Source organism: Streptomyces syringium, from assembly GCF_017876625.1.
GTDB classification, from domain to species: domain Bacteria; phylum Actinomycetota; class Actinomycetes; order Streptomycetales; family Streptomycetaceae; genus Streptomyces; species Streptomyces syringius.
In genome coordinates this window covers 5,023,827-5,050,747 of sequence record NZ_JAGIOH010000001.1, presented here as the reverse complement: position 1 = coordinate 5,050,747, position 26,921 = coordinate 5,023,827, and the positions used below count along the sequence as shown (strand labels likewise).

19 protein-coding genes are annotated in these 26,921 nt (G+C 74.2%); 9 read left to right on the top strand and 10 right to left on the bottom strand.

Annotation, left to right across the window (positions count from 1 at the left end; translation table 11 throughout):
* The first annotated feature begins 36 nt into the window (after positions 1-36).
* Together JO379_RS22585 and JO379_RS22580 are read left to right on the top strand one after the other, a co-directional pair.
* On the top strand, positions 37-1,209 hold the full coding sequence (locus tag JO379_RS22585) for a ThiF family adenylyltransferase (protein WP_130880298.1): 1,173 nt from the start codon (positions 37-39) through the stop codon (positions 1,207-1,209).
* A 42-nt stretch (positions 1,210-1,251) separates the two neighbouring features.
* Positions 1,252-2,616, top strand: a complete 1,365-nt coding sequence (locus tag JO379_RS22580) for an ABC1 kinase family protein (RefSeq protein ID WP_209516672.1) — start codon at positions 1,252-1,254, stop codon at positions 2,614-2,616.
* 21 nt (positions 2,617-2,637) lie between these two features.
* Here the strand turns inward: JO379_RS22580 and JO379_RS22575 are convergent, their stop codons facing one another.
* The 5 genes from JO379_RS22575 to JO379_RS22555 all read right to left on the bottom strand — a co-directional run bounded on the left by JO379_RS22575 (position 2,638) and on the right by JO379_RS22555 (position 6,454).
* The gene (locus tag JO379_RS22575) at positions 2,638-2,847 is read right to left on the bottom strand and encodes a hypothetical protein (protein ID WP_245382758.1); all 210 of its coding nucleotides are present in this window, start codon (positions 2,845-2,847) and stop codon (positions 2,638-2,640) included.
* A 144-nt stretch (positions 2,848-2,991) separates the two neighbouring features.
* The gene (locus JO379_RS22570; protein ID WP_130879786.1) at positions 2,992-3,321 is read right to left on the bottom strand and encodes a putative WhiB-interacting protein; all 330 of its coding nucleotides are present in this window, start codon (positions 3,319-3,321) and stop codon (positions 2,992-2,994) included.
* Entirely contained in the window at positions 3,318-3,680 is a 363-nt protein-coding gene (locus tag JO379_RS22565) for a WhiB family transcriptional regulator (RefSeq protein WP_130879785.1), read from the bottom strand. The genes JO379_RS22570 and JO379_RS22565 overlap by 4 nt, the downstream gene beginning before the upstream one ends.
* 128 nt (positions 3,681-3,808) lie before the next feature.
* Positions 3,809-4,099, bottom strand: coding sequence for a hypothetical protein (locus tag JO379_RS22560; protein WP_209516670.1), 291 nt, complete (start codon positions 4,097-4,099; stop codon positions 3,809-3,811).
* A 144-nt stretch (positions 4,100-4,243) separates the two neighbouring features.
* Positions 4,244-6,454 carry an ATP-dependent DNA helicase UvrD2 gene (locus JO379_RS22555; RefSeq protein WP_209516669.1) on the bottom strand — a complete coding sequence of 737 codons (2,211 nt, stop codon included), beginning with the start codon at positions 6,452-6,454 and terminating at the stop codon, positions 4,244-4,246.
* A gap of 147 nt (positions 6,455-6,601) precedes the next feature.
* Here JO379_RS22555 and JO379_RS22550 point away from each other — a divergent pair, with 147 nt between their 5' ends.
* A complete protein-coding gene (locus JO379_RS22550; RefSeq protein WP_130879783.1) occupies positions 6,602-6,859 on the top strand; it encodes a glutaredoxin family protein in 258 nt (85 codons plus the stop codon).
* 11 nt (positions 6,860-6,870) lie between these two features.
* Here JO379_RS22550 and nudC read toward each other — a convergent pair whose 3' ends face one another.
* From nudC to JO379_RS22525, 5 genes are all read right to left on the bottom strand, one after another.
* Positions 6,871-7,818 carry an NAD(+) diphosphatase gene (gene nudC / locus JO379_RS22545; protein WP_130879782.1) on the bottom strand — a complete coding sequence of 316 codons (948 nt, stop codon included), beginning with the start codon at positions 7,816-7,818 and terminating at the stop codon, positions 6,871-6,873.
* A gap of 62 nt (positions 7,819-7,880) precedes the next feature.
* Positions 7,881-9,281, bottom strand: coding sequence for a dipeptidase (locus JO379_RS22540; RefSeq protein WP_209516666.1), 1,401 nt, complete (start codon positions 9,279-9,281; stop codon positions 7,881-7,883).
* 46 nt (positions 9,282-9,327) lie between these two features.
* Positions 9,328-12,918 carry a UvrD-helicase domain-containing protein gene (locus JO379_RS22535; protein ID WP_209516663.1) on the bottom strand — a complete coding sequence of 1,197 codons (3,591 nt, stop codon included), beginning with the start codon at positions 12,916-12,918 and terminating at the stop codon, positions 9,328-9,330.
* 99 nt (positions 12,919-13,017) lie between these two features.
* The gene (locus JO379_RS22530) at positions 13,018-16,323 is read right to left on the bottom strand and encodes an ATP-dependent helicase (protein WP_209516660.1); all 3,306 of its coding nucleotides are present in this window, start codon (positions 16,321-16,323) and stop codon (positions 13,018-13,020) included.
* 239 nt (positions 16,324-16,562) lie between these two features.
* On the bottom strand, positions 16,563-16,958 hold the full coding sequence (locus JO379_RS22525; protein ID WP_209516657.1) for an MGMT family protein: 396 nt from the start codon (positions 16,956-16,958) through the stop codon (positions 16,563-16,565).
* 181 nt (positions 16,959-17,139) lie between these two features.
* Between JO379_RS22525 and JO379_RS22520 the strand changes: the two genes are divergently transcribed.
* The 6 genes from JO379_RS22520 to JO379_RS22495 all read left to right on the top strand — a co-directional run bounded on the left by JO379_RS22520 (position 17,140) and on the right by JO379_RS22495 (position 26,889).
* Positions 17,140-19,911 (top strand): lysylphosphatidylglycerol synthase transmembrane domain-containing protein, encoded by a 2,772-nt coding sequence (locus JO379_RS22520; RefSeq protein WP_209516654.1) that lies wholly within the window; start codon positions 17,140-17,142, stop codon positions 19,909-19,911.
* Between the two features lie 830 nt (positions 19,912-20,741).
* Entirely contained in the window at positions 20,742-21,149 is a 408-nt protein-coding gene (locus tag JO379_RS22515) for a TOBE domain-containing protein (RefSeq protein WP_130879777.1), read from the top strand.
* A 25-nt stretch (positions 21,150-21,174) separates the two neighbouring features.
* Positions 21,175-21,963 carry a molybdate ABC transporter substrate-binding protein gene (gene modA / locus JO379_RS22510; RefSeq protein ID WP_209516651.1) on the top strand — a complete coding sequence of 263 codons (789 nt, stop codon included), beginning with the start codon at positions 21,175-21,177 and terminating at the stop codon, positions 21,961-21,963.
* 74 nt (positions 21,964-22,037) lie between these two features.
* The gene (locus tag JO379_RS22505) at positions 22,038-23,903 is read left to right on the top strand and encodes an ABC transporter permease (RefSeq protein WP_209518814.1); all 1,866 of its coding nucleotides are present in this window, start codon (positions 22,038-22,040) and stop codon (positions 23,901-23,903) included.
* Between the two features lie 255 nt (positions 23,904-24,158).
* Entirely contained in the window at positions 24,159-25,670 is a 1,512-nt protein-coding gene (locus JO379_RS22500) for an alpha/beta hydrolase (protein WP_209516648.1), read from the top strand.
* Positions 25,671-25,791: 121 nt separating this feature from the next.
* Entirely contained in the window at positions 25,792-26,889 is a 1,098-nt protein-coding gene (locus JO379_RS22495) for a hypothetical protein (RefSeq protein WP_130879773.1), read from the top strand.
* The last annotated feature ends 32 nt before the right edge of the window (positions 26,890-26,921 follow it).

Sequence of the window (26,921 nt, the reverse complement as noted above, 5' to 3'; positions counted from 1 at the left end):
CGCCCGGCCGGCGAGCCGCCCGGCTCCCCCCATCCGATGCTCAAGCCCGCGCTGCGCCGGAGCTGGCGCGACCGCGAGACGGTGCAGTTCGGGGTGGCCCCGGCCCACGCGGTGGTGGTCGGTCCGGTGGACACCGCGACCGGCAGCTTTCTGGGCCTGCTCGACGGGACCCGGGGGCTGCCGCTGCTCCGTGCGGCGGCGCGCGATCTCGGGCTGCCGGACGGGCGGACGGACGCCCTGGTGGAGCGGCTGAGCCAGGCCGGGCTGCTCGACGACCCCCGGGGCGGCGGCGAGGCTGCCGCCGCCCTGCGCGGCCGGGGCGGCGGCCTGGAGCGGCTGCGCCCGGACCTGGCCTCGCTGTCGGTGCTGCATCCCGAACCCGGCGCGGCGGCGCGGCTGATGAGCGCGCGGCAGGCGACGCGGGTTCAGGTGCGGGGCGCGGGGCGGGTGGGGGCGGCCGTCGCGGCACTGCTGTCCGCGTCGGGGGTGGGCCAGGTCGACGTGCTGGACGGCGGCTGTGTCGAGCCGTGGGACGTGGCGCCCGGCGGGGTGGGCGCCGAGCGGGCCGGGGAGCGGCGGGAGGCCGCCGCCCGCCGGGTGGTGCGGCAGGCCGCGCCGCTCCCCCGCCCCCGGGCCCGCGGCGGCGAAGGCCGCGACCGGGACGCCGGTGCGGGCGAGGACGGCGGCCCGCCGGACACCGGCCCGCCACCGCTGGCGCTGGTGGTGTTCGCTCCGCGCGACGGCCTCGCGGCCTACGCCCCGGAGCCCGCCGCGGCCGAGGAGCTCATCGCGTCGGGGACCCCGCATCTGTACGCGGGGGTCCTGGAGGCCACCGGGCTGGTGGGGCCGCTGGTGCTGCCGGGCGGGTCGGCGTGCGCCGGCTGTATCGAGCTGGGTCGCGCCGAGCGGGACGCCGCGTGGCCCCGGATGCTCGCCCAGTGGAGGTCCGGCCGGGGCACGGGGGTACCGTCTTGCGACATGGCACTGGCCACGGTGGTGGCGGGGCTGACCGTGGCGAGGGCTCTGGCCTTTCTCGACGGTGGGTCCCCGGCGAGCGCGGGGGTCCGTCTGGAGCTGGCTCTGCCGGGTCCGGCCTGGTCTCCCCGGCCCGTCGAGCCGCATCCGCGGTGCCCGTGCGGCGCGGCGGGATCTTCGTATCCCGGATATGCCTCGGCCGCGGGGGCGTCGCACGGGACAATGAACGGGTAACCGCCGTCCACGGCGTGGCCGTTCAGCGAGTTGGAGGGGCGCATGTCTGATCTACCCCGCAAGGCGGTCACCCGTACCGCCAAGTTGGCCGCGCTGCCACTGGGGTTCGCGGGGCGCACGGCGCTCGGACTCGGGAAACGCATCGGCGGCCGGCCCGCGGAGCTGATCGCGGCGGAGTTGCAACAGCGCACGGCCGAACAGCTCTTCGCGACCCTCGGTCAGCTGAAGGGGGGTGCGATGAAGCTGGGTCAGGCCCTGTCCGTCTTCGAGTCGGCGCTCCCCGAGCAGATCGCCGGGCCCTACCGGGCGGCGCTCACCAAGCTCCAGGAGGCCGCGCCCCCGCTGCCGGCGAAGTCGGTGCACGCGGCCCTGGCGGAGCGGCTCGGCGAGGACTGGCGGGATCTGTTCGAGGAGTTCGACGACCGGCCCGCGGCGGCGGCGTCGATCGGGCAGGTGCACCGCGCGGTCTGGCACGACGGGCGCGAGGTCGCGGTCAAGGTGCAGTACCCAGGGGCGGGCGAGGCGCTGCTCTCCGATCTGACGCAACTGGGTCGCTTCGCCCGGCTGCTGGGGCCGTTGATCCCCGGCATGGACCTCAAGCCCCTCATCTCCGAGCTGCGCGACCGGGTGTCCGAGGAGCTGGATTACGAGCTGGAGGCCCGCGCCCAGGACGCGCACGCGACGGAGTTCGCGGGCGACCCGGATGTGACGGTGCCGGCCGTGGTGCACCAGAGCGACCAAGTGCTGGTGACGGAGTGGCTGGAGGGGGTGCCGCTGTCCGAGGTGATAGCGGACGGCACTCCGGAGCAGCGGGACCGGGCGGGCCAGCTGCTGGCGCGGTTCCTCTTCTCTGGCGCCGCCCGGACGGGGCTGCTGCACGCCGATCCGCACCCGGGCAACTTCCGTCTGATCACCGGGGACCACCCGGACGGCCCGCCGGAGAAATGGCGGCTGGGCGTGCTGGACTTCGGCACCGTGGACCGGCTGCCGCAGGGGCTGCCGGTCGAGATCGGCACCGCGCTGCGGCTGACGCTGGACGGCGAGGCGGAAGCGGTCCACGAGCTGCTGCGGGAGGAGGGGTTCGTCAAGCCGGAGATCGAGCTGGAGCCCGGCGCGGTGCTGGACTATCTGCTGCCGATCATCGAGCCCGCCCAGGCGGAGGAGTTCACCTTCACCCGGAGCTGGCTGCGCGCCCAGGCGGCCCGGATCGCCGATCACCGCTCCCCCGCGTACCAACTGGCCCGGCAGCTCAATCTGCCCCCGGCGTATCTGTTGATACACCGGGTGACGATGAGCACGATCGGAGTGCTGTGTCAGCTGGGTGCGACCGTGCGACTGCGGGAGGAGATGGAGGCGTGGGTGCCCGGCTTCGCGGCAGCCGACGAGAGCCGGGAAGCGCCCGTCTGACGGGCCGGGCCGGGGCGGGGGTCACCACCAGGAGGAGTCGAGACGGCTCTCGATCGATCTGATGTTGGCGCGAGCGCAGTCGTCGCAGAGATAGCTGCGGCGGCCGTTCTCGACGGAGCAGGTCCAGGTCGGCGGCGTACCGTCGGCGGTGGTACCACAGCGGGCGCACACGGCTTTCTCGGTGGCCTCAGGGTCCGACTGCACTGATTCATGCGTGTTCTGCTGGTCCACCTCCCAGACGATATCCCCGCGAAGAGGCCGCGAGGGCTCAACGCACCCAACGCAGCGCGGGGCCGGTCCGAATGGACCGGCCCCGCGGGTGTCTCGTGGTATAGCGGCCACTGCCGCCGCTCTTACCGCCGACCGGGCTTCCGGTCAGTGCATGACGGCCATGGCGAGGGCCCGGCGGGCGCGCAGCGAGGCGCGCTCGGCGCGCCGCTGCATCCGTCGGGCGGCGACCAGGCGAACGGCACCGCGTTCGGCCTCGGCCTCCCGGAGGCGTTCATGCATATGAGCACGGGCCAGGGCTTCTGGGATGAGTTGCATTTCGAGGTTCCTGTTCTGGCGCGAAGCGGTCGCGCTGGAGGTGTCACGGGTGGGGGTCTTCGAGCCGGCCGGCTCGTGGGACGGGCGCTGCATCGTCGGATCCTGCTTCTTGGGGTCGTGCGTGGTGGGGCGGTCGATGGTGCCGAGGAGGGTGTTCATGCGGCGACCGGGTTCTTGCGCGGACGGCCACGCGGACGCTTGCGGGCCACGACCACGCCCTGGACGAACAGCTCGCCGCCCCAGACGCCCCACGGCTCACGGCGGTCCTTGGCGCCGGCCAGACAGGCCTCGCGCAGCGGGCAGGTCTGGCAGAGCGACTTGGCGTACTCGACGTCGGCCGGGGTCTCGGCGAAGAAGACCTCGGGGTCATAGCTGCGGCACGGGACCGGGACGCCGAGGTTCTCGATGGCGTCGTCGAGCTCGGTGAGGGCGGTGAGGGGAGTCAAGGTGTCCTCCGTGGGGACAGGCGGGGGGATCAGGTCGGTCGCTACTGACGGGGTGTGTGCCTTGAGTTGCACGGGGTTGTTTCCTCGTCTGTTGTTCCGGCTGGTAGCCGGGCTGGCGCCCCGGTTCGGGGCAAACAAAAGGGCCGCGGATCCCGGTGTGGGTTCCGCGGCCCTGGAAGGTGCCGACCTGATCATGCCGATCAGGCTGGATCTCTCCAGGGTTCGAGCCCACGGAAGGCCCACATCGTGTGGTGCTGGTACTGCTGCGCGTTCAGGGATCCGGCGCCATTGATCGTCGCTACGGGGGCATAGGCCTGGGCCTGTGCCGTCCCCGCTGCCTTCATCGCAGACGCCTTGCTCGGTCGCTCCTCAATGACGATGAGTTCCGCGCCGCCGAAGGGCAGACCGGTGCCCCGGAGGGAACCGCCGAGCGGGCAGGTGGCGACGACCGAGCGATCGGTCATTTTGTTGAAGCTCATGAAGCTGATCATTGGTCTCCGCCTCCTCTCGGCGTCTCGGGGGACCGGTGAAAACCCGGTCCGGGACAGTTCAGTACAGCACGGAACCAGCGACTCTTGGAAGAACCGCGGTTTCCCTGCTCGGAAGGCTATGGGTATGCCGTCCGCGCGCGCAAACTATTTTTCGGGAGAGTCTTCGGTCGCGTCCGAAGGCGCGTCCGACGACATCGGCTCACGGCCGGAGCAGAGAGCCAGGACATCGGCACCGAACTTGTCGAGCTTCCGTCCTCCGACACCTGAGATGCAGGAAAGCTCCGATTCGGTTCCCGGAACGGCCTCGGCGATCGCGAGAAGTGTCTTGTCGGTGAAGACGCAGTAGGCAGGCTGGCCCAGCAGCTCGGCCTGTCCGGCCCGCCAGTCGCGCAGCCGCTCGTAGAGCGCCTCGTCGAGCTCCGAGGGACAGTCCTCGCAGCGCATCAGTTTGATCTCGCCCGCATCCGTCAACGTCCGCCCGCAGACCCGGCACAGGGCCGGTCCGCGTCGCTTCCGCCGGGCGGCGGCGCCGCGCTCCACACCCCCCTGGCCCGCCGCTGCGCCGGCCGCTCCCGGGCGGGGTGCGGCGGAGCCCGGCCGCAGCCCGTTCAGGAAGCGGCTGGGGCGCCGGGACGCACGGCCGCCGGGGGCGCGGGAGAGCGCCCAGGAGAGGGAGAGGTGACGGCGGGCCCGGGTGACGCCGACATAGAGGAGCCGACGCTCCTCCTCGACCTGCTCATCGGTCTTGGCGTAAGTGATCGGCATCATGCCTTCGGTGAGCCCGACCAGGAAGACGGCGTCCCACTCCAGGCCCTTGGCCGCGTGAAGTGAGGCGAGAGTCACACCTTCCACGGTCGGCGCGTGCTGGGCGGAGGCCCGCTCGTCCAGCTCGGCCACGAGATCGGCGAGGGTGGCGGCCGGCTTGGCCCGCACGAAGTCCTCGGCGAGCCGCACCAGGGCCGCGAGGGACTCCCAGCGGTCGCGGACCGCGCCCGACCCGGCGGGCGGCTCGGCCGTCCATCCACGGGTGCCGAGCACGGCGCGCACCTGGGAGGGCACGTCATCGGCGTCGGCGATCTGTGCGTCCGCACCGCCTGCGCGGGCCGCGCCGCGCAGCAGCAGCCCGGCCTCGCGCACCTCGGGCCGCTCGAAGAACCGCTCGGCGCCGCGCAGCTGATAGGGCACCCCGGCGTCGGCGAGGGCCTGCTCGTAGACCTCGGACTGGGCGTTGATGCGGTAGAGGATCGCGATCTCGCTCGCGGGCACCCCGGAGTCGATCAGGTCCCGGACCCGGCGGGCGGTGCCCTCGGCCTCGGCCGGCTCGTCCCCGTAGGCGCAGTAGTGGGGCTCGGGGCCGGACTCGCGCTGGGAGACCAGCTCCAAGCGGTGCTCGGCGGCCCGGCCGCGGGCCTGGGCCAGCAGGCCGTTGGCCAGGCGCACCACCTGGGGGGTGGAGCGGTAGTCGCGGATCAGCTTCACGACCGTGGCCTGCGGGTGGCGGACGCGGAAGTCGAGCAGATAGTCCGGGGTGGCGCCGGTGAAGGAGTAGATGGTCTGGCTGGCGTCGCCGACGACGCACAGATTGTCCCGGTCCCCGAGCCACAGCTCCAGGAGCCGCTGCTGGAGCGGGCTCACGTCCTGGTACTCGTCGACGACGAAGTGCTGGTACTGGCGGCGGACCGTCTCGGCGATGTCGTGCCGGTCCTGGAGGACGCCGACGGTCAGCAGCAGCACGTCCTCGAAGTCGATCACTCCGCGGTCGCGCTTGAGCTGCTCGTACATCCCGTAGATCCGGGCGATCTCGGCGGGATCGCGGGGGGCCTCGCGGCCGGTCTTGGCGGCGGCGGCCGGATAGTCCTCGGGGACGGTCTGGGTGACCTTCGACCACTCGATCTCGCCCGTCACATCACGCAGCTCATTGCGGTCGAGGCGGACCCGGCAGCGGGCGGCGGACTCCGCCACGAGCTGGATCTTGCGCTCGACGAGGCGGGGCACCTCACCACCGACGGCCTTCGGCCAGAAGTACTGGAGCTGCCGCAGGGCGGCGGAGTGGAAGGTGCGGGCCTGGACACCGCCCGCGCCGAGCTGGCGCAGCCGGCCGCGCATCTCGCCCGCCGCGCGGTTGGTGAAGGTGACCGCGAGCACACTCGACGGCTGGAGCAGCCCGGAGCGGACGCCGTAAGCGATGCGATGGGTGATCGCCCGGGTCTTGCCCGTACCGGCTCCGGCCAGCACGCACACCGGTCCGCTCAGGGCCGTGGCCACCTCGCGCTGCTCGGGGTCGAGCCCGTCGAGCACCGCGTCGGCAGAGTCAGGGACCTGCGGGAAGAGAGAGGAGTGCGTTGCTGCTGTCACCCCGCCATGCTGCCAGGTCGGCGGAGGCGACCGGGAATGTTGTCCACAGGCGTGACCTGGCAGTCGTACTAATGCCGGGAATGGTCGGGGGTAGGTGCGCGTTCTACCACCGGAAAAGCACCCATGAACGAAGGAGCGCGAGGTCGAATGTCGGGCACCGTGACGATGTACAGCACCACCTGGTGCGGCTACTGCCGCCGGCTGAAGAGCCAGATGGACCGCGAGGGGATCACCTACAACGAGGTCAACATCGAGCTCGACGCCGACTCGGCGGCCTTCGTGGAGAAGGCGAACGGCGGCAACCAGACGGTCCCCACCGTTCTGGTCGTTCCCCCGAACGGTGGCGATCACATCGTCATGACGAACCCGAGCCTCGCCCAGGTGAAGCAGGCCCTCGCGGTCTGACGCCCCGCGCGTCAGCTCCAGCTCTGGCCCTGCGGCAGCGGTTCGCCGTACCAGAGCTCGATCAGGCGGGCCGCGATCGAGATGCCCGTCGGAGGGAGCACCTCCCCGGACTCGAACGCGGCCCGCAGGTCCGCCCGTGAGAACCAGCGGGCCTCGTGGATCTCCTCGCCGTCCACCTGGATGTCGGAGGACGTGGCCCGGGCCATGAAGCCCAGCATCAGGCTGGACGGGAAGGGCCACGGCTGGCTGGCGACGTACTCCACGTCACCGACCACCACGCCCGCCTCCTCGGCGACCTCGCGGCGCACGGCCTCCTCGATGGACTCGCCCGGCTCGACGAAGCCCGCGAGGGTCGAGAAGCGGCCCTCGGGCCAGTGCATCTGCCGGCCCAGCAGCGCCCTGTCCTCCTTGTCCGTGACCAGCATGATCACGGCCGGGTCGGTGCGCGGGTAGTGCTCGGCGCCACAGGCCGGGCAGCGGCGGATGTGGCCCGCGGCCGCGACGACCGTGCGCTCGCCGCAGCGCGAGCAGAAGCGGTGCAGCCGCTGCCAGTTCTCCAGGGCCACCGCGTGCACCAGCAGCCCGGCGTCGCGCTGCGACAGCAGCAGGCCCGCCTCGCGGAGCCCCGCGGCGCGCGCCGACTGGTCCATCCGGCCCGGCAGGGTGTCCTTCTGCAGGGCGAAGTAGGCCACGCCCTTCTCGTCCTGGCCGAGGAAGTAGCGGTGCGTCTCGGTGACCGGCGCCTCGAAGGCCGGGGTCATCACCAGCTCGGTGCGGCCGTCCGGGGTGTCGTCGATCAGGACCTGGCCGCCGGAGACCACGAAGACCCGTGTGGACGGGTGGCTCCACGCGGCGGAGAGCCACGCCTCGTCCAGACGGTGGTGCGCGGCACGGTCGATGCCGCTCGCGCCACTGAGCGTGATGGGCCGGACGGCTGAGAGATCGGTCCAGGTGGTCACTGCTGCTTCCAACTCCCCCTACGAATGGTGGTGTGCATCACGGACGCGAGCGAAAGCCGGAGCTACCGCGCGCGCCCGTGCTCGGCGAGGTCGCCCCACAGGTAGGCGGCGGTCTCGACGCCCTTCATGAGCAGGTCCAGCTCGACCTTCTCGTTCGGCGCGTGCCAGCCGTCCGAGGGCACCGAGATGCCGAGGAACAGCACCGGGACGCCGAGCACGTCCTGGAGGTCGGCGGCCGGTCCGGAGCCGCCCTCGCGCGTGAAACGGACCTGCTGCCCGAAGGCGCGGCCCATGGCGCGGGCGACCGACTGCAGAGCCGGGTGGTCGAGCGGGGTCAGGCAGGGGCGGGTCGCGCCCCAGAAGGTGATCTCGTGCCGGATGCCCTCCGGCAGCCGGCCGGTGACCCAGTCGCGCACGGCCTGCTGGACGCGGTCTCCGTCCTGGCCGGCGACCAGTCGGAAGGACAGCTTGAGCTGTGCGGCGGACGGCACGATCGTCTTGCCGCCGGGGCCCTGGTAGCCACCGCCGATGCCGTTGACCTCGGCGGTGGGCCGGGCCCAGATGCGCTCCAGCGTGGTGTAGCCGCTCTCGCCGAGGGCGCCGTGCGAGTGGGCGGTGCGCAGCCACTGCTTCTCGTCGAAGGGCAGCTCGGCGAAGAGTTCGCGCTCGCGGTCGGTGAGCTCCACGACACCGTCGTAGAAGCCGGGGATCGCCACGCGGCGGTCCTCGTCGTGCAGGGCGGCGACCAGCCGGGCGGCCTCGGTCGCCGGGTTGGGCACGGCGCCGCCGAAGGAACCGGAGTGGATGTCCTGGTCCGGGCCGAAGAGGTCGATCTGGCAGTCCGTGAGGCCGCGCATGCCGGTGCAGACGGTCGGGGTGTCCTCGGACCACATGCCGGTGTCGGAGACGATCACGGCGTCGCAGGCGAGGCGGTCCGCGTGGGCGCGGACGAGGTCGGGGAAGTGCGCCGAACCCGACTCCTCCTCACCCTCGATCAGCAGCTTGAGGTTGACGGCCGGTGCGGTGCGGCCGGTCGCCGCCAGGTGGGCGCGGACGCCCAGGGTGTGGAAGAAGACCTGGCCCTTGTCGTCGGCGGCGCCGCGCGCGTACAGCCTGCCGTCCTTGACGACGGGCTCGAAGGGCTCGGTGTGCCAGCCGTCCTCGACGGCGGCGGGCTGGACGTCGTGGTGGCCGTAGACCAGGACCGTCGGGGCGCCCTCGTCACCGGAGGGCCACTCGGCGTAGACCGCCGGGGCGCCGTCGGTCTCCCAGACCTCGGCGGTGGGGAAGCCGGTCTCGGTGAGCTTCGCGGCCAGCCAGTCCGCGCTGCGGCGGACGTCGGCGGCACGGCCGGGGTCGGCCGACACCGAGGGGATGCGGAGCCATTCGACGAGATCGTCGAGGAAGGCGGCGCGGTGGCCTTCGATGTACGCGCGGACGGCGCTGTCCGGGGTGTAGCTCATGGCATCGAGCCTAACCGGCCACGCGGTGTGGCCATGACCGGGTTTCTCACCCGTCCTCCCCGAGGAGGAGCCGCTCCAGGCCCGCGCGGTCCGGGAGTCCCGCGGGGCGGTGCGTCTCGCCGTCGCGGACGTACACGAAGGCGGCGGCGACGGCGGACAGCGGCAGGCCGTGCTGTTCGGCCCAGGCGAGGCGGTAGATCGCGAGCTGGAGGGGGTCGGCGTCGTGGTCGCGGTTCGTCTTCCAGTCGACGATCTCGTAGGTGTCGCCCTGCGGGCCGCGCTCGCGGTACACCGCGTCAATCCGCCCGCGGATCACTCGGCCCGCGAGGGTGAGCTGCACGGGCACCTCCACGCGGTAGGGGGTGCGCCGGGCGTAGGCGGTGCGCTCGAAGGCCTCCTTGAGCTCGGCGAGGTCGCGCTCGTCAGCGATCTCCGGGGCGAGGCCGTCGGCGTCCTCGTCGTCGGCGCCGCCCGGCAGCTCCTCGGGGCCGAGCAGCGGGAGCGGCAGCTCCTCGAAGCGGGACTCCACCCAGGCGTGGAAGCGGGTGCCGCGGCGCGCGGCGGGCTGCGGCGGGCGCGGCATGGGGCGGGCCAGCTCCCGCGCGAACCCGTCCGGGTCGGCGGCCAGCCTGACCAGCTGCGAGGCGCTCAGCGACGACGGCACGACCACGTCCCGCACGCTCGCGCGGGCCCGCCGCAGCTCGCCCGCGAGCGCGTCCAGGTCGCGGTCCCAGGAGCCGACGAGCCGGGCTTCCTCGGGCAGCAGCCGCGGCGGTCCGCCGCGGCTGGGCGTCTCTTCACCGGCGTCATCTTCGCCGGCGTCACCGTCCGGCTCCGGGTGGGGGCGGCCCCCGGCCGGGTCGGGGCGGGAGGCGGCGTGGTCGGGGCCGCCCGGTGCCCGCCGGGGTCCGGGCAGCACGCCGTGCGCGGCCGGGTCCTCGGAGCCTTCGGCGCCGGACGGCTCGTCGGCCGCCGCCGGGCGCGTGGTGGGCAGCGTGTCCCAGGCCGCGAGGTCGTCGTCAAGAACCTCGTCGAAAGCGGCCTCGTCGAAGGGCTCGTCCTCCGGCGGCGGTGGCCAGTCGGGGTCGTGGGCGGTGGTGGCCGGGTGCGGGGCGTCGTGGACGGCCGCGGCGGGGTGGTCCTCCGGGTGGTCCGCCAGGCGGGCGAGGTGGGCGAGGACCGCGTCCGCGGCGGTGCGGCGGCGGGCGAGGGACGCGGAGTCCAGGGGCAGCGGCCAGGAGCGCTCCGCGGCCGACTCCTCCAGGGCCGGGTTCTCCTCGCCCTCCTCCGGTTCCTGTGCCCAGGCCTCGATCTCGCCGTGGCCCGACTCGCAGTGCTCGCGCAGGGCTTCGAGGAAGGCGGACGGGCCGCGCGGCTTCTTCTGGCTCGGTCCCCACCAGTGGCCGGAGGCCAGGAGCAGCGACCGGGGCCGGGTGAAGGTGACGTAGCCGAGGCGGAGCTCCTCGATGCGCTGGTGTTCCTTCATGGCCGCCTTGAAGGCGGCGAGCCCCTTGGCGTCCCAGGCGCCGACGTCGGGGAGGGTGTCCGCGTCGCCCCGCAGCGCGTGCGGCAGCACCTTCGCCTGGGCCGTCCAGGACTCGCGGGACTGCTCGCTGGGGAAGGTCTTCGTGACGAGGCCGGGGACCGCGACCACGTCCCACTCCAGGCCCTTGGACTTGTGGGCGGTGAGGACCTTGACGGTGTTCTCCCCGCCGGGCAGGGAGCTGTCGAGGCCCTTCTCGTACTGGGCGGCGGTGCGCAGGAAGCCGAGGAAGGCGAGCAGGGTGGCCTCGCCGTCGACGGCGGCGAAGCCCGCGGCGATGTCCAGGAACGAGGAGAGCGTCTCGCGGCGGCGGGCGGCCAGCGCCTGCGGCGACGCGGAGAGCTCGACCTCCAGGCCGGTGGTGGCGAGCACCCGGTGGAGGACGTCCATGAGCGGGTCGGCCAGGGAGCGCCGCAGCTCGCGCAGTTCTCTGGCGAGCCGGGCGAAGCGGACGCGGGCCGCGGCGGAGAACGGCAGTCCGTCGTCCGGGCCGGCGGTCAGGAAGGTGTCGAGGGCGTCGGCGAGCGATACGGCCTCGGCCGGGTCGACGCCTTCGACCGCCTCGGCGAGGCGCCGGTCGGGGTCCGAGCCCGCGCTGCCGTAGGGCACGAGCGTCCGCGCGCGGCGCCCGAGCAGCGCCAGGTCACGGGGGCCGATGCGCCAGCGGGGGCCGACCAGGAGCCGGACGAGCGCGGCGTTGGCCGTGGGGTCCTGGAGCACCTCGCAGACGGCGACGAGGTCGGCGATCTCCGGCAGGTGCAGCAGCCCGGACAGGCCGACGACCTCCACGGGCACGTCCCGCTCGACGAGGGCACCCTGGATCTGCGCGAAGTCGACGGCGGTGCGGCACAGCACCGCGATGTCACCGGGCCGGGTGCCCGTGCGCACCAGATGGGCGAGGGAGTCCGCGAGCCAGTCCAGCTCCTCGGCGTGGGTGGGCAGCAGGGCGCAGCGCACCACGCCGTCGCGCTCGGCGCCGGGGGCGGGCCGCAGGGCCTCGACTCCTTCGTGGCGCTCCCGCAGCGGGGCGGCCAGGCCGTTGGCCAGCTCCAGGAGCCGGCCGCCGCTGCGGCGGTTCTCGCTGAGCGCGAAGCGCTGGGCGGGGCGCCCGTCGGCGTAGGGGAAGTGGTGCGGGAAGTCGTCGAGGTTGGCCACGGAGGCCCCGCGCCAGCCGTAGATGGCCTGGCAGGGGTCGCCGACGGCGGTGACGGCGTGCCCCGTGCCCCCGCCGAACAGGCCCGCGAGCAGCAGCCGCTGGGCCACGGAGGTGTCCTGGTACTCGTCGAGGAGGACGACCGCGAACTGCTCGCGCAGGATCCGGCCGACCTCCGGCCGGGTGCCGGCCAGCTCGGCTGACAGGGCGATCTGGTCGCCGAAGTCGAGGAGGTCGCGGGCCCGCTTCTCCTTGCGGTAGGCGGCCACCAGGCCGAGGAGTTCGAGGCGGGCGCGGGCGGTTCCGGGCACCTGGCGCAGCTCGGCGTTGGAGAGCTTGGCGCTCTCGAGGGCGGTCAGCAGCTCGGTGTCGTACGCCCGGAGCTTCTCGGGGCGTACGAGGTGCTCGGCGAGTTCGCCGTCGAGGGCGAGGAGGTCGGAGACGAGATCGCCGAAGGAGCGGGTGAGCGCGGGGTACGGGCCGGGTGAGGTGCGCAGCACGCGGGCGGCGAGCTGGAAGCGGGTGGCGTCGGCGAGCAGCCGGGAGCTGGGCTCCAGGCCGATGCGCAGGCCGTGCTCCTTCAGGAGCCGGCCGGCGAAGGCGTGGTAGGTGGAGATCTGCGGGTCGCCGGGCGCCCGGTCGGGGTCGCTCGGCTCCGGGTCGGTGACGCCCGCCTCGACGAGGGCCTTGCGCACCCGCTCGGACAGCTCGCCCGCCGCCTTGTTGGTGAAGGTGAGGCCGAGGACCTGCTCGGGTGCGACCTGTCCGGTGCCGACGAGCCAGACCACGCGGGCGGCCATGACGGTGGTCTTGCCCGAACCGGCTCCGGCCACGATGACCTGCGGGGCGGGCGGCGCGGTGATGCAGGCCGTCTGCTCCGGGGTGAACGGAATGCCGAGCAGCTCCTTGAGCTGCTCGGGGTCGGTCAGGCGCGGGGTCACACGAAAACGCTAACGGCCCGCACTGACATCCTTGAACTCCGCAGGTCAGGGCCCTCGCCCCCGCGCTGGACCGTCCTCACCGGCCGCACGTGCCGGACCTCACTCGACGATCTGGCGGCCCTCCGGCCGGGCCGTGCAGGAGGCGCGGAAGGAGCAGTGGGTGCAGTGCCGGCCCGGGCGGGGGGCGAAGCGCTCCTCCAGGACCCGGCCGGCCGCCTCGGCGAGGAGACCGCTGATCCACTCGCCCTCCCCCAGCGGGTCCTGCGCCTGCACCTTGGGCAGGGCGTCGCCGCCTTCCTTCTTCGCGGCCCCCTGCCGCAGCTGTACGAGTTCCGCGCCGCCCGCCGTCGGGCGCACCCCGTCGAAGAGGTCGTCGACGGCGCCCTGCTCGACCGCGAGCTGGTAGACGGCGAGCTGGGGGTGGCGGGCCACGTCGTTCGTGGAGACCGCGCCCTTGCCGGTCTTGAAGTCGACGACGTAGGCGCGGCCGTGCGCGTCCGTCTCCACCCGGTCCATGGAGCCCCGGACGCGCACCCGGTAGTCCCCGGTGGCCTTCAGGGTGACGTCGAAGGAGTGCTCGGTGGCGACGGGGGTGCGGCCGCCGCGCTCCATCACGTGCCAGCGCAGGAAGCGTTCCAGGGCGGCGCGGGCGTTCTCCTTCTCCTGCGTCGACTTCCAGGGCGCGTCGAAGGCCAGCGCGTCCCACACGGAGTCGAGGCGTTCCATGAGGACGTCGAGGTCGGCCGGGGTGCGCCCGGAGGCGACCTCGTCGGCCAGGACGTGCACGACGTTGCCGAAGCCCTGGGCGGCGGTGGCGGGGGCGTCCGCCTTCACCTCGCGGCCGAGGAACCACTGGAGCGAGCAGGTGTTGGCCAGTTGGTCGAGGGCGGAGCCGGACAGGGCGACGGGGTGTTCCCGGTCGCGCAGCGGTGCCTCGCTGTGCGTCGGCTCGTCCAGGCCCCACCAGCGGTAGGGGTGGGCGGCGGGGACGAGGGGCTGGCCCTCGTCGTCGCTCAGCGCCGCGAGCCGGGCGAGCCGCTCGGCCGCCGCGGCCCGCAGGGCGTCCGAGGCGTCGGGGTCGACGGTGGTGGCGCGCAGTTCGGCGACGAGCGCGGCGACGGCCAGGGGGCGGCGCGGGCGCTGGGTGACGTCGACGGGCTCGGTGCCCAGCTCGGCCAGGAACCGGGAGGGCTGGTCACCGTCCTCGGCGGCCGCCTTGACGGCGGTGACGACCACGCGCTCGCGCGCACGCGTGGCGGCCACGTAGAACAGGCGGCGCTCCTCGGCGAGCAGCGCGCCGGGGCTGAGCGGCTCGGCGAGGCCGTCGCGTCCGATGCGGTCGGCCTCCAGGAGCGAGCCCCGGCGCCGCAGGTCCGGCCAGAGGCCTTCCTGGACCCCGGCGACGACGACCACCCGCCACTCCAGGCCCTTGGAGCGGTGCGCGGTCATCAGGCGTACGGCGTCGGGCCGCAGGGCGCGGCGGGTGAGGGTGTCGGCGGCGATGTCCTGGGCGTCGAGCTCGTCCAGGAAGTTCAGGGCGCCCCGGCCGCCGGTGCGCTCCTCCGCGCGGGCAGCCGTCTCGAACAGCGCGCACACCGCGTCCAGGTCGCGGTCCGCGTTCCGCCCACCGGCCCCGCCGCGCCGGGCGGCCCGCTCCAGCCGCTCCGGCCAGGTGGTGCCGTTCCACAGCGCCCAGAGCGCCTCTTCGGCGGTGCCGCCGCCTTCGAGGAGCTCACGGGCGGTGCGCAGGAGCGCGCCCAGGCGCTGCGCGCCCCGCGCGTAGGACGGGTCGTGCGCCACGAGACGCTCCGGTTCCGCGAGCGCCTCCGCGAGGAGGACGTCCGAGGGGCGCGGCACGGCATGGCCCGCGGCGCGTTCCTCGTCCCGCAGGGCGCGGCCCAGCCTGCGCAGGTCCGCGGCGTCCATGCCGCCGAGCGGCGAGGTGAGCAGGGTGAGCGCCGTCTCGGGATCGAGCCGGGCCGGCCGGCGGGAGGTGTGGGAGGCACCGGACGGGCCCGAGGGTTCGGCGACCGCGCGCAGGGCCGTCAGCAGCGGGGAGACCGCGGGTTCGTGGCGCAGCGGCAGGTCGTCGCCGTCGACCTCCACGGGGACGCCCGCCGAGGTCAGGGCGCGGCGCAGGCCCGGTATGGAGCGGGCCCCCGCGCGGACGAGGACGGCCATGTCGTGCCAGGGGACGCCGTCCTCCAGGTGGGCGCGGCGCAGGATGTCGGCGATGTTGTCGACCTCCGCGCCCGGCGTCGGGTAGGTGTACGCCTCCACCCGGCCGCCCTCGCGGACGGCCGTCAGCTCCCGGTGGGCGCGCACGGCCCGGGCCGGCAGGCGGGTCAGCGGCATCCGGCGGGTGAGCAGCCGGGTCGCGGCGAGGAGGGCGGCGCCGGAGCGGCGGGAGACGGTGAGGACCTCGACCGGGGCGGCGGAGCCGTCCCGGCGGGGGAAGGCGTCGGGGAAGTCGAGGATGCCGTTCACGTCGGCGCCCCGGAAGGCGTAGATCGACTGGTCGGGGTCGCCGAAGGCGACCAGGGTGCGCCCGCCGCCCGCGAGCGCGCGCAGCAGGCGCACCTGGGCGGCGTCGGTGTCCTGGTACTCGTCGACGAAGACCGCGTCGTAGCGCAGGGCCAGCTCGGCGGCGACGTCGGGCTGCTCCGCGAGCAGCACGGCCCGGTGCACGAGTTCGGCGTAGTCGAGCACTCCGCGCATGTCGAGCACGTCGAGGTACTCGGCGAGGAAGGACGCGGCGGCCCGCCAGTCGGGGCGGCCGGTGCGGGCGGCGAAGGCGCCGAGGGCCCCGGGGCCGAGTCCCAGCTCGCGGCTGCGCGCGAGGACGGCGCGGACCTCGTCGGCGAAGCCGCGCGTGGTCAGGCACGCGCGAAGCTCGTCGGGCCAGCGCACCGCCTCGCGCCCGGCGCGCTCCAGCTCGGCCTGTCCGGCGAGCAGCTCGCGCACGACGACGTCCTGCTCGGGTCCGGACAGCAGCCGCAGGGGGTCGATGAAGAGGTCGACGTCCTGGTGGGCGCGGACCAGGGCGTAGCAGTACGAGTGGAAGGTCGTGGCCCGCAGGCCGTGGGCGGCGCCCAGCCGGGCGGCCATCCGGTCCCGGAGTTCGACCGCGGCCTTGCGGCTGAAGGTGAGGACGAGGATCCGCTCGGGGTCGGTGCCCCGCCGCACCCGCTCGGCGACCGCCTCGACGAGCGTCGTCGTCTTGCCCGTGCCCGGTCCGGCGAGCACCAGCAGCGGCCCGTCCCGGTGGTCAACCACGGCGCGCTGTCGTGCGTCCAGCTCAGGAGGGCCCACCGGGCCCGGCCGGGTGCGCACGAGGCGGTACGCGCGCGAAGAGGGCCGTCTCAGCTGCTGCTGCGGCGGGCGGGACGATACGGAGGAGCTCACGTGGGTTGCCGGTCCTGGTGGAGGTGCGGGGTGACGTACGGCCGTACGGGCCGGGAAGCGGCCTGGGGGTGAGGCGGGGCAGACGACGGAGGGCGGCCCCCGACGCTACGCCAGGAGGCACCCCGGGCGCAGGGCGTCCCGGGTGCCGCCGAGCCGCCGCAGCCACCTCATCCGTTCGGATTACGCCCAGGCGTCACGGGCTCCGGCGGGGTCGGGCGGTGCCCGGACGGGCGGGGCCGTCAGGTGTGCGGATTCACACCCGGCGCGGCGTCGTCGGCGCCGGTGCCGTCCCAGCGGGCCCGTCGCATGTCGAGCCGGGGCAGATGGCCGTCGGCGCCGCGGCCGGCCTCCCGCAGCGGGGTGCCTTCGTCGCGGTAGTGGTCCAGGGCGCGCAGCTCGTGGCCGGGCAGCAGCGCGCCGTCCGCGCGGACCACCCGCCACCAGGGCACCGGCCCGCCGTAGAGCGCCATGACACGCCCCACCTGCCGGGGCCCGCCCTCCCCGAGCCACTCGGCGACGTCCCCGTAGGTCATCACCCGGCCGGGCGGGATCAGCTCGGCGACGGCCAGCACCCGCTCCGCGTACTCGGGAAGCCCGGCGGCCGGCCCGTGGTCCGTCGTCACGTCCTCGCTCATCCGGTCCATACTGCCGCACCGCACCGACAACGCCGGGGCCCTCTTGCGCGGACCCCACAAGATCACCGAGAGTGCGTCTTTGCACTACAGGGCGTACGATCCGGAGTCCGCGCCCCCGAAATGCACCCTGATGCCCCCTTGCCCGGCGGGGTCATGCCACCATCTTCCGGGCGGTGAACTGGTGATACGAGACCAAGAAGAGACGGACGAGCAGGGCGCGCAGCCTCCCGAGGGGGCCCGCGCCCCCAAAGAGCTGCCCCGCCACGGCGGCGACCCGGGTGACCGCCCCGGCGTGAGCCTCGGCAAAACGCCGCCCTCCGGCCCCTACGGCTGCGAGAGCGGCGAGACCGGCCGCGGCTGCGAGGCGCACATCGACCAGGTCTCCGGCGACGAACCGCTGCTGCCCGCCCGTGTGCACCGGCCCGCCGACCTGGTCCGGCTCTTCCTCGGCATCCTCGGCATCGCCCTGGTGCTCGCCCTCGCCGCCTTCGCCCACGGCACCACCGCCGGCCTGTCGAAGGACATCGGCGACAGCACGGGCCGGGCACCGCAGCTGCTGGCGAACTTCGCGGGGCTCGCCGCCAACATCGCCATCTTCATCGTCCCGGTGGCCTTCGCCATCGAACGACTCATCAAACGGGACGGACTGCGCATCGCCGACGGCGTCCTCGCGGCCGTCCTCGCGCACGGCGTCTCCCTCGCGACCGACCTGTGGGTCGCCGAGACCGCCCCGGAGACCATCCGCGCGGCCCTCACCCGCGCCGCCCCCACCGGCGGCCTCACCGACCCCGTGCACGGCTATCTGGCCCCCGTGATCGCCTATATGACGGCCGTCGGGATGTCCCGCCGGCCGCGCTGGCGGGTCGCGATGTGGGCCGTGCTGCTGCTGGACGCCTTCGCGGTGCTGGTCAACGGCTACACCACGCCGTTCTCGATCGTCACCACCGTGCTGATCGGCTGGACCGTCGCCTACGGCACGCTCTACGCCGTCGGCTCACCGAACGTCCGCCCCACCGGCCAGAACCTCCTCGCCGGGCTGCGCCGCGTCGGCTTCAAGCCGGTCACCGCGCTGCGCTCGGAGGACCCGGCGGACACCGAGCCGGACCGCCACCACGACCGGGGGCGCCGCTACATCGTCACCCTGGAGGACGGCCCGCCCCTCGACGTCACGGTCGTCGACCGCGAGCAGCAGGCGCAGGGCTTCTTCTACCGCCTGTGGCGGCGGCTCGCGGTGCGCGGCATCAACCAGCGCCGCAGCCTCCAGACCCTGCGCCAGGCCCTCGAACAGGAGGCGCTGCTCGCCTACGCGGCCATCGCCGCCGGCGCCAACGCCCCCAAGCTCATCGCCACCTCCGAACTCGGCCCGGACGCCGTGATGCTCGTCTACGAGCACATCGGCGGCCGCACCCTCGACGCCATCCCGGCCGAGGAGATCACCGACGAACTGATGGCCGGGGCCTGGCGTCAGGTCCGGGCGCTGCAGTCGAGGCGGATCGCGCACCGGCGCCTGGACGGTGACGCCCTGCTGGTGGATCGTTCCGGCAACGTCGTCCTGACCGACCTGCGCGGCGGCGAGATCGCCGCCGGCGACGTGGTGCTGCGGATGGACGTGGCACAGCTGCTCGTCACGCTCGGCCTGCGGGTCGGCGCCGAGCGGGCGGTGGCCGCGGGCGTGGCCGTCCTCGGGCCGGACGCCGTCGCGAACAGCCTGCCGCTGCTCCAGCCGCTCGCCCTCACCCGCGTCAGCCGCGCCACCTTGCGGCAGCTGGCGCGCGAGCGCGCCCAGCGGGAACGCGAGAAGGTCCTGGAGGCGGCGCGCGCCGCCAAGGAGAACGCCGCGAACGGGGCCGAGGCCGAGCCCGCCGAGTCCGAGAGCGCGGGCCGCAAGGCGCTCAAGGCCGAGCGGCAGGCGGAGAAGAAGGCGATCGGCGAGGCGCTGGAGGAGGCCCGCGAGGAGGACCTGCTCGCGCAGATCCGCCAACAGGTGCTGCTGATCCGGCCGCAGGCGCCGATAGAGCCCGTGCGCCTGGAGCGGATCAAGCCGCGCACCCTGGTCACCTTCGTGGCGGGCGCGTTCGCCGCGTACTTCCTGCTCTCCCAGCTCACGCACATCCAGTTCGGCGATCTCGTCGACAAGGCCAACTGGGCGTGGGTGGCGGTCGCGGTGGGCTTCCAGGCCCTCACCTACGTCGCCGCGGCGCTGAGCCTGCTGGGCTTCGTCCCGGAGAAGGTGAAGTTCGGGCGGACGGTCCTCGCGCAGGTCGCGGGCTCCTTCGTGAAGCTCGTCGCCCCGGCGGCGGTCGGCGGCGTGGCCCTGAACACCCGCTTCCTGCAGCGCGCGGGCGTCCGCCCGGGCCTGGCCGTGGCGAGCGTCGGCGCGTCCCAGCTCTTCGGCCTGGCCTGCCACATCATGCTGCTGCTGTCCTTCGGCTATGTGACCGGCACCGAGCGGAGCTCGTCGATCGGCCCCTCCCGGACGGTCATCGGCGGGCTGCTGACGGCGGCGGTGCTGGTGCTCGTCGTGGCCGCGATCCCGGTGCTGCGGAAGTTCGTGGCGACGCGGGTGCGGTCGCTGTTCGCGGGCGTCGTACCGCGCATGCTGGACGTGCTCCAGCGCCCGCAGAAGCTCGCCTCCGGCATCGGCGGCATGCTGCTGCTGACGGCGGCGAACGTGATGTGCCTGGACGCCTCGATCCGCGCCTTCGGCGGCGAGCTGAGCTACGCGAGCATCGCGGTGGTCTTCCTGACGGCCAACGCCCTGGGCTCGGCGGCCCCGACCCCCGGCGGCGTCGGCGCGGTGGAATTCGCCCTCACCGGCGCCCTGACCTTCGCCGGCCTCCCGGCGGAACAGGCGGCCCCGGCGGTACTGCTGTTCCGCTTGATGACGCTGTGGCTGCCGGTGCTGCCGGGGTGGGTGTCGTTCTCGCATCTGACCCGCAAGGGAGCGATTTAGCAGGCTGCTGCCCCTGCCACGGGGGGTGGCGGCCTGTTGGCCGAGTGCGGCCCGGCCACCCAGGGGTCGCCCTGCGGGCGGGGTCGCCGGCGCCCGGCGGGCGGGGGCTGTCACGCCGATGGCGGGGCGTTTGCACCCTGCGGGCGGTCGCGGGCCACCACGCCGGAGGGCTTCGTCCTACGGGCGCGTGCAGGCCGCGACCCCGACGGCGTTGGCGCCCTGCGGGCGGGGCCCGTCGCGTTGGCGGCGGGGTGCTTGCGCACCCTGCGGGCGGGCGGGAGAGACGCCCTTGGGGGTTGGCCCCCGGCCTTGAGCGTCGGCCCCGGCCACGGAGTGCCGGCCTGCTGGTCGGGTGCGGGCCGGCACATCGACGGTCGCCCTACGGGCGGATGCGGGGCGTCACGCCGGAGGGCTTCGTCCTACGGGCGCGTACAGGCCGCGACCCCCACGGGCGCCCTGCGGGCGGGGGGTACGGCGCGCACCGACTGCGTCGCGCCGCCGCGCCCGCCGAGCCAGGCGAGACCTCTGCCCCTGGCCCTGACCCCCGACTCCTGTGAGCCAGCCCCGGCCGCTGGCCCTGCGCAGGGCCAGGCGCGCCCGCCCACTGCCGGGGCCACAGCCCCAGGTCGCCGCCCGTGCCGTGTGGCCGGGCCCAGGCCACAGCCGCCCGATCAAGCCCGCCCGGCGATTGAGGGCACACGTACCGCAGCCGACGCGGGGCCCGAGGGCACGGACAACGCCAACCCGCCCAGGCCAGGGCACCGCATCTGCCAGGCAAACGACAAAAACCACCTTGCATCTGCGGGCTGCATGGCCATACCGTGCCGCGTATGCGGTCATACACCATCGGGCGGGCGGCCCGGCTCCTCGGCGTCAGTTCCGATACCGTCCGGCGCTGGGCCGACGCCGGGCGGATTCCCACCCGGAGGGACGACGCGGGCAAGCGGATCATCGACGGCCCCGACCTCGCCGCCTTCTCCGTCGCGCTCGCCGCCGAAGCGCAAACGCACAGCGCCGAGGGCGACGACGGGACGTACACCACCGCCCGTAACGCCTTTCCCGGCATCATCACCGCCGTCAAGCTCGGCGACGTCGCCGCGCAGGTCGAGGTCCAGGCCGGACCGCACCGCCTCGTCTCGCTCCTGACGCGCGAGGCCGTGGAGGAGCTGGGGCTCGTCGTCGGCATGGAGGCCGTGGCCAGGGTGAAGGCCACCAATGTGCACATCGACCGCGTCTGACCGCCCGGCCCGTCTGGAGACCCCGATGCACCGCAGTTTCGTACGCCGCGCCGCCCTGCCCGTTCTGGCCGGTGCACTGCTCGTCCCTCTGGTCACCGCCTGCGGCAGCGGCGACAAGAACAACGACAAGGGCAACGGCGAGAAGAAGCCGGCCACGCTGACCGTGCTCGCCGCCGCCTCCCTCACCGATGTCTTCAAGAAGGCCGGGGCCGCATACGAGAAGGGGCACCCGGGCACGAGGGTGCGGTTCTCCTTCGCCGGGTCCCAGGAGCTGGCGGCGCAGGTGCGCCAGGGCGTGCCCGCCGACGCGCTCGTCACCGCCGACACCAAGACCATGGACGGTCTCAAGGCCGACACCGGCGCCCCCACCGTCATCGCGAAGAACCGGCTCACGATCGCCACCGCCAAGGGCAACCCGAAGAACGTCAAGGGGCTCGCGGACCTCGCCAAGAGCGATCTCAAGGTCGTCCTGGCCGCTCCCGAGGTGCCCGTGGGCCGCTACAGCCGCAAGGTCCTCGACCAGCAGCACGTCACGGTGAAGCCGGTCTCCGAGGAGCCGAACGTCCGGGCGGTGCTCAGCAAGGTCACGCTCGGCGAGGCCGACGCCGGGATCGTGTACCTCACCGACGCGGCCTCGGCCAAGGACAAGATCACCACCGTCACCGTCCCCGACGCGCAGAACGCGGTCGCCTCCTACCCCGCCGCCACCCTCAAGGGCTCCAAGAGCGCCGGGCAGGCCGGTGACTTCGTGAAGTGGCTGGCCTCGGACGAGGCACAGAAGCTGCTGCGGGCAGCGGGATTCCAGCAACCGTGACAGCAACCACGACCGGAGCCCGTACGCGCCGGGGGCGCACGCCCCTGGCGCTCGGGCTGCCCGCCGCGCTGGGGATGGCCTTTCTGCTGCTGCCCCTGGCGGGCATTCTCGCCCGTACCCCTTGGGGCACCCTCCCCTCCCGCCTCGGATCGCACGAGGTCACCGAGGCGCTCGGGCTCTCGCTGCTCGTCTCCGGCTGGGCGCTGCTGCTCTCGCTGGCGCTCGGCGTGCCGCTCGCGTGGCTGCTGGCCCGGGTGAACTTCCCCGGCAAGGCGGCGGTGCGGTGCCTGGTGATGCTGCCGATGGTGCTGCCGCCGACGGTCGCCGGTGTCGCGCTGCTCCAGGGGTTCGGGCGGCGGGGGATCCTCGGGCCGTGGCTGGAGTCCTGGTTCGGCGTCACCCTGCCGTTCTCCACGGCGGGGGCCGTGCTGGCGTCGGCGTTCGTGTCGATGCCGTTCCTCGTGATCAGCCTGGAGGGGGCGCTCGCGGGGCTCCACCCGCGCTACGAGGAGACCGCGACATCACTCGGCGCCGCCCCCTTGCGGGTGTTCCGCACGATCACCCTGCCCATGGTCGGGCCGGGACTGATCGCGGGCGCCGCCCTGTGCTGGGCCCGCGCCCTCGGCGAGTTCGGTGCGACGATCACCTTCGCGGGCAATCTGCCGGGGACGACGCAGACCCTCCCGCTCCAGGTCTATCTGCTGCTGCAGGAGGACCCCGAGGGGGCGACGGCGGTCTCGCTGCTCCTGCTGGCCATCGCCACGGCCGTCCTGCTGGCACTGCGCGGGCGCTGGCTGACGCCCGGACGGGACGACACAGGGCCGGCGGCCGGTGTCCCCGAGCCCACAGCACCGAATGAGCCGCAGGCAACCGCGCCCGCACCGGCGGGCCCGGCGGACGGGCCACGGCCCCTGCGCGCCACCGTGACCGGCGCGACCACCGCGGACCTCGACGCGCCCGCCGGCACCACCATCGCCGTCGTCGGCCCCAACGGCGCCGGCAAGACCACGCTCCTGCGGGCCCTCCTCGGCCTCACCCCCCGCGCCACCGCGGCCGCCTTGACCCTCGGCGGGACGGACGTGTCCGACGTCCCCGCGCACCGGCGCCGCATCGCCTGGGTCCCCCAGGACGGCGCCCTCTTCCCGCATCTGACCGCTCTCGCCAACACCGCCTACGGTCTGCGCGCCCAGGGCGTGCCCAAGAACGAGGCGCGCCGCGAGGCGCGGCGCTGGCTCGACCGGCTGGGCGTCGGACAGCTCGCCCACCGCAAGCCCGGCATGCTCAGCGGCGGCCAGGCGCAGCGAGTGGCATTGGCGCGCGCCCTTGCCGCGCGCCCCCGACTGCTGCTGCTCGACGAGCCGCTGGCCTCGCTCGACCCGTCGACGCGGGCCCATGTCCGGCACACCCTGCGCACCCACCTCGCGGACTTCCCCGGCGTCTGCCTGATGGTCACCCACGACCCGGTGGAGGCCGTGTCGCTCGCCGACCGGATCCTCGTGCTGGAAGACGGCCGGACCGTCCAGTACGCGTCACCGGCCGAGCTGACCCGGCACCCCCGCTCCCCCTGGGTGGCCCGCATGCTCGGGCGCAACGCCTGGCCGGGCAAGTCCACGGGCGGGCCGACGCTGCTGCTCGACGGCGGCGCGAACCTGGTCGTCGCGGACCCGGTGCCCGGGGAGGCCACCGTCGGGCTGGCCGTCGTGGGTCCCGAGGCGGTGTCCCTGCACACCGCCCGGCCCACCGGCAGCCCCCGTAACGTCTGGCGGGGCACGGTCCGGGAGATCACCGCGCAGGGCGGCCGGCTGCGCGTCCTGGTGGACGGCGAGCCGGACGTGGTCGCCGAGATCACCCCGTCCGCCGCCGCCGACCTGTCGTTGGCCGAAGGCGTGCCGGTGTGGGTGAGCGTCAAGGCGACCGAGGTCACGTTCGTCGCACTGTGACGGCGGCAGCCGAGGCCGTACGCCCCGCACCCCTGCCGGCTGAGCCCAGCCGGAACAAGCGGCGTTTGAGGACGTGCCCGCAGGGCGCCCGCCGCCGCAGGCGGCAAGACGGCCCGCAGCCGGCAGGACGAGCAGCCGTCGGCAGGACTACCCGCCGGACACGGCTAACCCGTACGCCCCGCACGCCGCGCGCCCCTCTCACCCCCGGCCGGAGGATGGAAGCACCCGCTTCCCCCGAGCTCCGGGAGTGCCACCGTGTCCAGACCGCTGAGGGCCGGCGCCCTGCTCTGCGCGGTACTCCTGACGGGCGTGGTGACCGGCTGCGACGGCGGCGGCGCCGACCGTGCGGAAGCCGCGTCCGCGTCGGCCGGGCAGCGGCTGGACTGGAAGACCTGCCCGGCGCCCAGCACCAGCCAGGGCACCGGCAAGGCGCCGGGCCCCGACTGGGAGTGCGCGACGCTGCGCGCTCCCCTGGACTACGGCCGCCCCGACAGGGGCAGCCTCGGCATCGCCATGATCCGCGCCAAGGCCACCGACCGGGCCCGCCGCATCGGCTCGCTCGTCTTCAACTTCGGCGGCCCCGGCGGCTCCGGCGTCGCCTCCCTCCCGGCCTTCGCCGACGACTACAAGACGCTGCGCACCCGCTACGACCTGGTGAGCTTCGACCCGCGCGGCGTCGGCCGCAGCGACGGGGTGACCTGCCTGGGCGACAAGGACCTCGACGTCTACTACGCGGCCGACGGCACACCCGACGGCAAGGACGAGGAAAAGGCCCTGGTGGAACGGGTCGGGAGATACGCCTCCGGCTGCGAGAAGAACTCCGGGAAGATCCTGCCGCACGTCGGGACGCAGAACGCGGCCCGCGACATGGACCTGATGCGCCAGGTGCTCGGCGACGACAAGCTGCACTACTTCGGCGTCTCGTACGGGACCGAACTGGGCGGGGTCTACGCCCACTTGTTCCCCAAGAAGGTCGGCCGGGCCGTCCTCGACGCCGTCGTGGATCCGTCCGACGACCCCGTGCAGGGCGCCCTCGGCCAGGCCAAGGGCTTCCAGCTGGCCCTCGGCAACTACATGGACGCCTGCGCGGTGACCTCCGACAACTGCCCCACCGAGGACCAGATCACCGATCTGCTCAAGCGCCTGGACAGCGATCCGGTGCCCGCCGGGGACACCCGCGAGCTGACCGAGTCCCTCGCCACCGGCGGCATCGCCCAGGCGCTGTACTCCAAGGACTTCTGGGACTACCTCACCGAAGGCGTCGAGGACGCCGAGAACGGCGACGGCAAACTCCTGCTCGCCCTCGGTGACTCCATGAACGGCCGGGGCGAGGACGGCCGCTACAGCTCGCTCCAGGCCTCCCTCGCCGCCGTCAACTGCGCCGACTTCGCGCAGCGCTACACGGCCGCCGAGATCGAGGAGAAGGTGCCCGAGTTCCGCAAGGCGTCCCCGGTCTTCGGGGAGTTCATGGCCTGGAGCCTCACCCAGTGCACCGGCTGGCCCGCCAAGGGGACCTGGCAGAACCCCGACGTGAGCGCCAAGGGCTCCGCGCCCGTCCTCGTCGTCGGCAACACCGGCGACCCGGCCACGCCGTACGAGGGGGCACACGAGATGGCGCGCGAACTGGGCCCGGGCGTCGGCGTGGAGATGACCTTCCGCGGCCAGGGGCACGGCGCCTACGACAGCGGCAACGCGTGCGTCACGAGGGTGGTCGACGCGTATCTGCTGGACGGCACGGTGCCCACGTCCGGCACGGTCTGCTCATAGCACACATAGCACATCACACCGGCGCTTCGGACACACCGGATCGAATGTCAGTGGCCCGCACTACGATTCCCCGCACTGAAGTTCCGCACTGGGCAGGCGAGTCGACGAGCGGGGTGACGAGATGCCGTACAGCACGTCACGGACCACCGGGCGCACGACACGGCTGCTCACCGGGGCCCTGGCCATCGCGGCCCTGGTGGCCGCCCTGGTGGCCCTGTGGCAGACGCAGTTCAGACCGATCGCACCGCCCGGGTACTGCTGGGGCACCTGGCCCGGGGATGCACGGGACGGCGGCCTCTTCCAGCGCGGCGTCCGCCACCGTACCGCCGACGAGCGCGCCCCCACGCCCGGACGGCCCAGCGGCCACTGCACCTTGAGCTGGCGCGGCGGCCGGGGCCCGGAGGCGTACCGGCAGCGCGTCACGGTCCGGCTGGACACCGGACCGCGCGGCGCCGACCAGCGGCGGAGCTGGCTGGACGGGCTGTTCGCGGGCGGCGGCACGGCCCTGCCCGGCGGGCTCCCCGGGTTCGCCACGGCGGGATCCGGCGCGCTGGTGCTGCCCGAGAGCTGCGATGTGGGCGGCCGCCCCTCCGTCGTGTCCCTGACCGGCACCTTCACCGGCTCCGCCGCCCGCGTCGGCCACCCCGGCTTCCCCCAGGGCTCGGCACCGGAGATAACCGGAAAACTGCTGATAGAAATAGCCAATCGAGCGATAAACGTGAGCAGTTGCGCTTCCGGACCACCCCTGCGGTTACCGCACGCCACAGCCGAGGACGGACCGGGCGGCGCGGGCGGGGGCGCGGACCCGGGGGCGGGTGACGACTGCGCCATACCCTCGCTCGCGGCCGGGGAGGCCAAGGGCACCGGGCGCCCCGCCAGAGCGGCGGGCGGCTCCCGCGGCACCCTGCGGACCTGCGCCGTCCCCGCCGCCGACGGCCGGCCGGCGATCCGGTGGGCGGCGATCGGCATCCCCCGGCTCGTCACCCTCTTCGACGGCCTCACGGGCGACCGGCCGCCCGCGCCCGGCTGGCGGGCCACCGGCCGTATCGAGGCGACGCGCGCCCTCGTGCGCGCCGACTGCGCCGGCCGACCCACGGTCTTCGCCCTGCGCACCGGCCCGGGCCGCACCCACACCCGGCTCGACGACGCGCGCGTCGCCTTCCCGGCCCTCGTCGAGGGGGCGGCCGAGCGGGCGGGCTGCGCGCGCCTGCGCACCTGACCCGGCTCGCCACCGGTGCCGCGCTCCCCCGC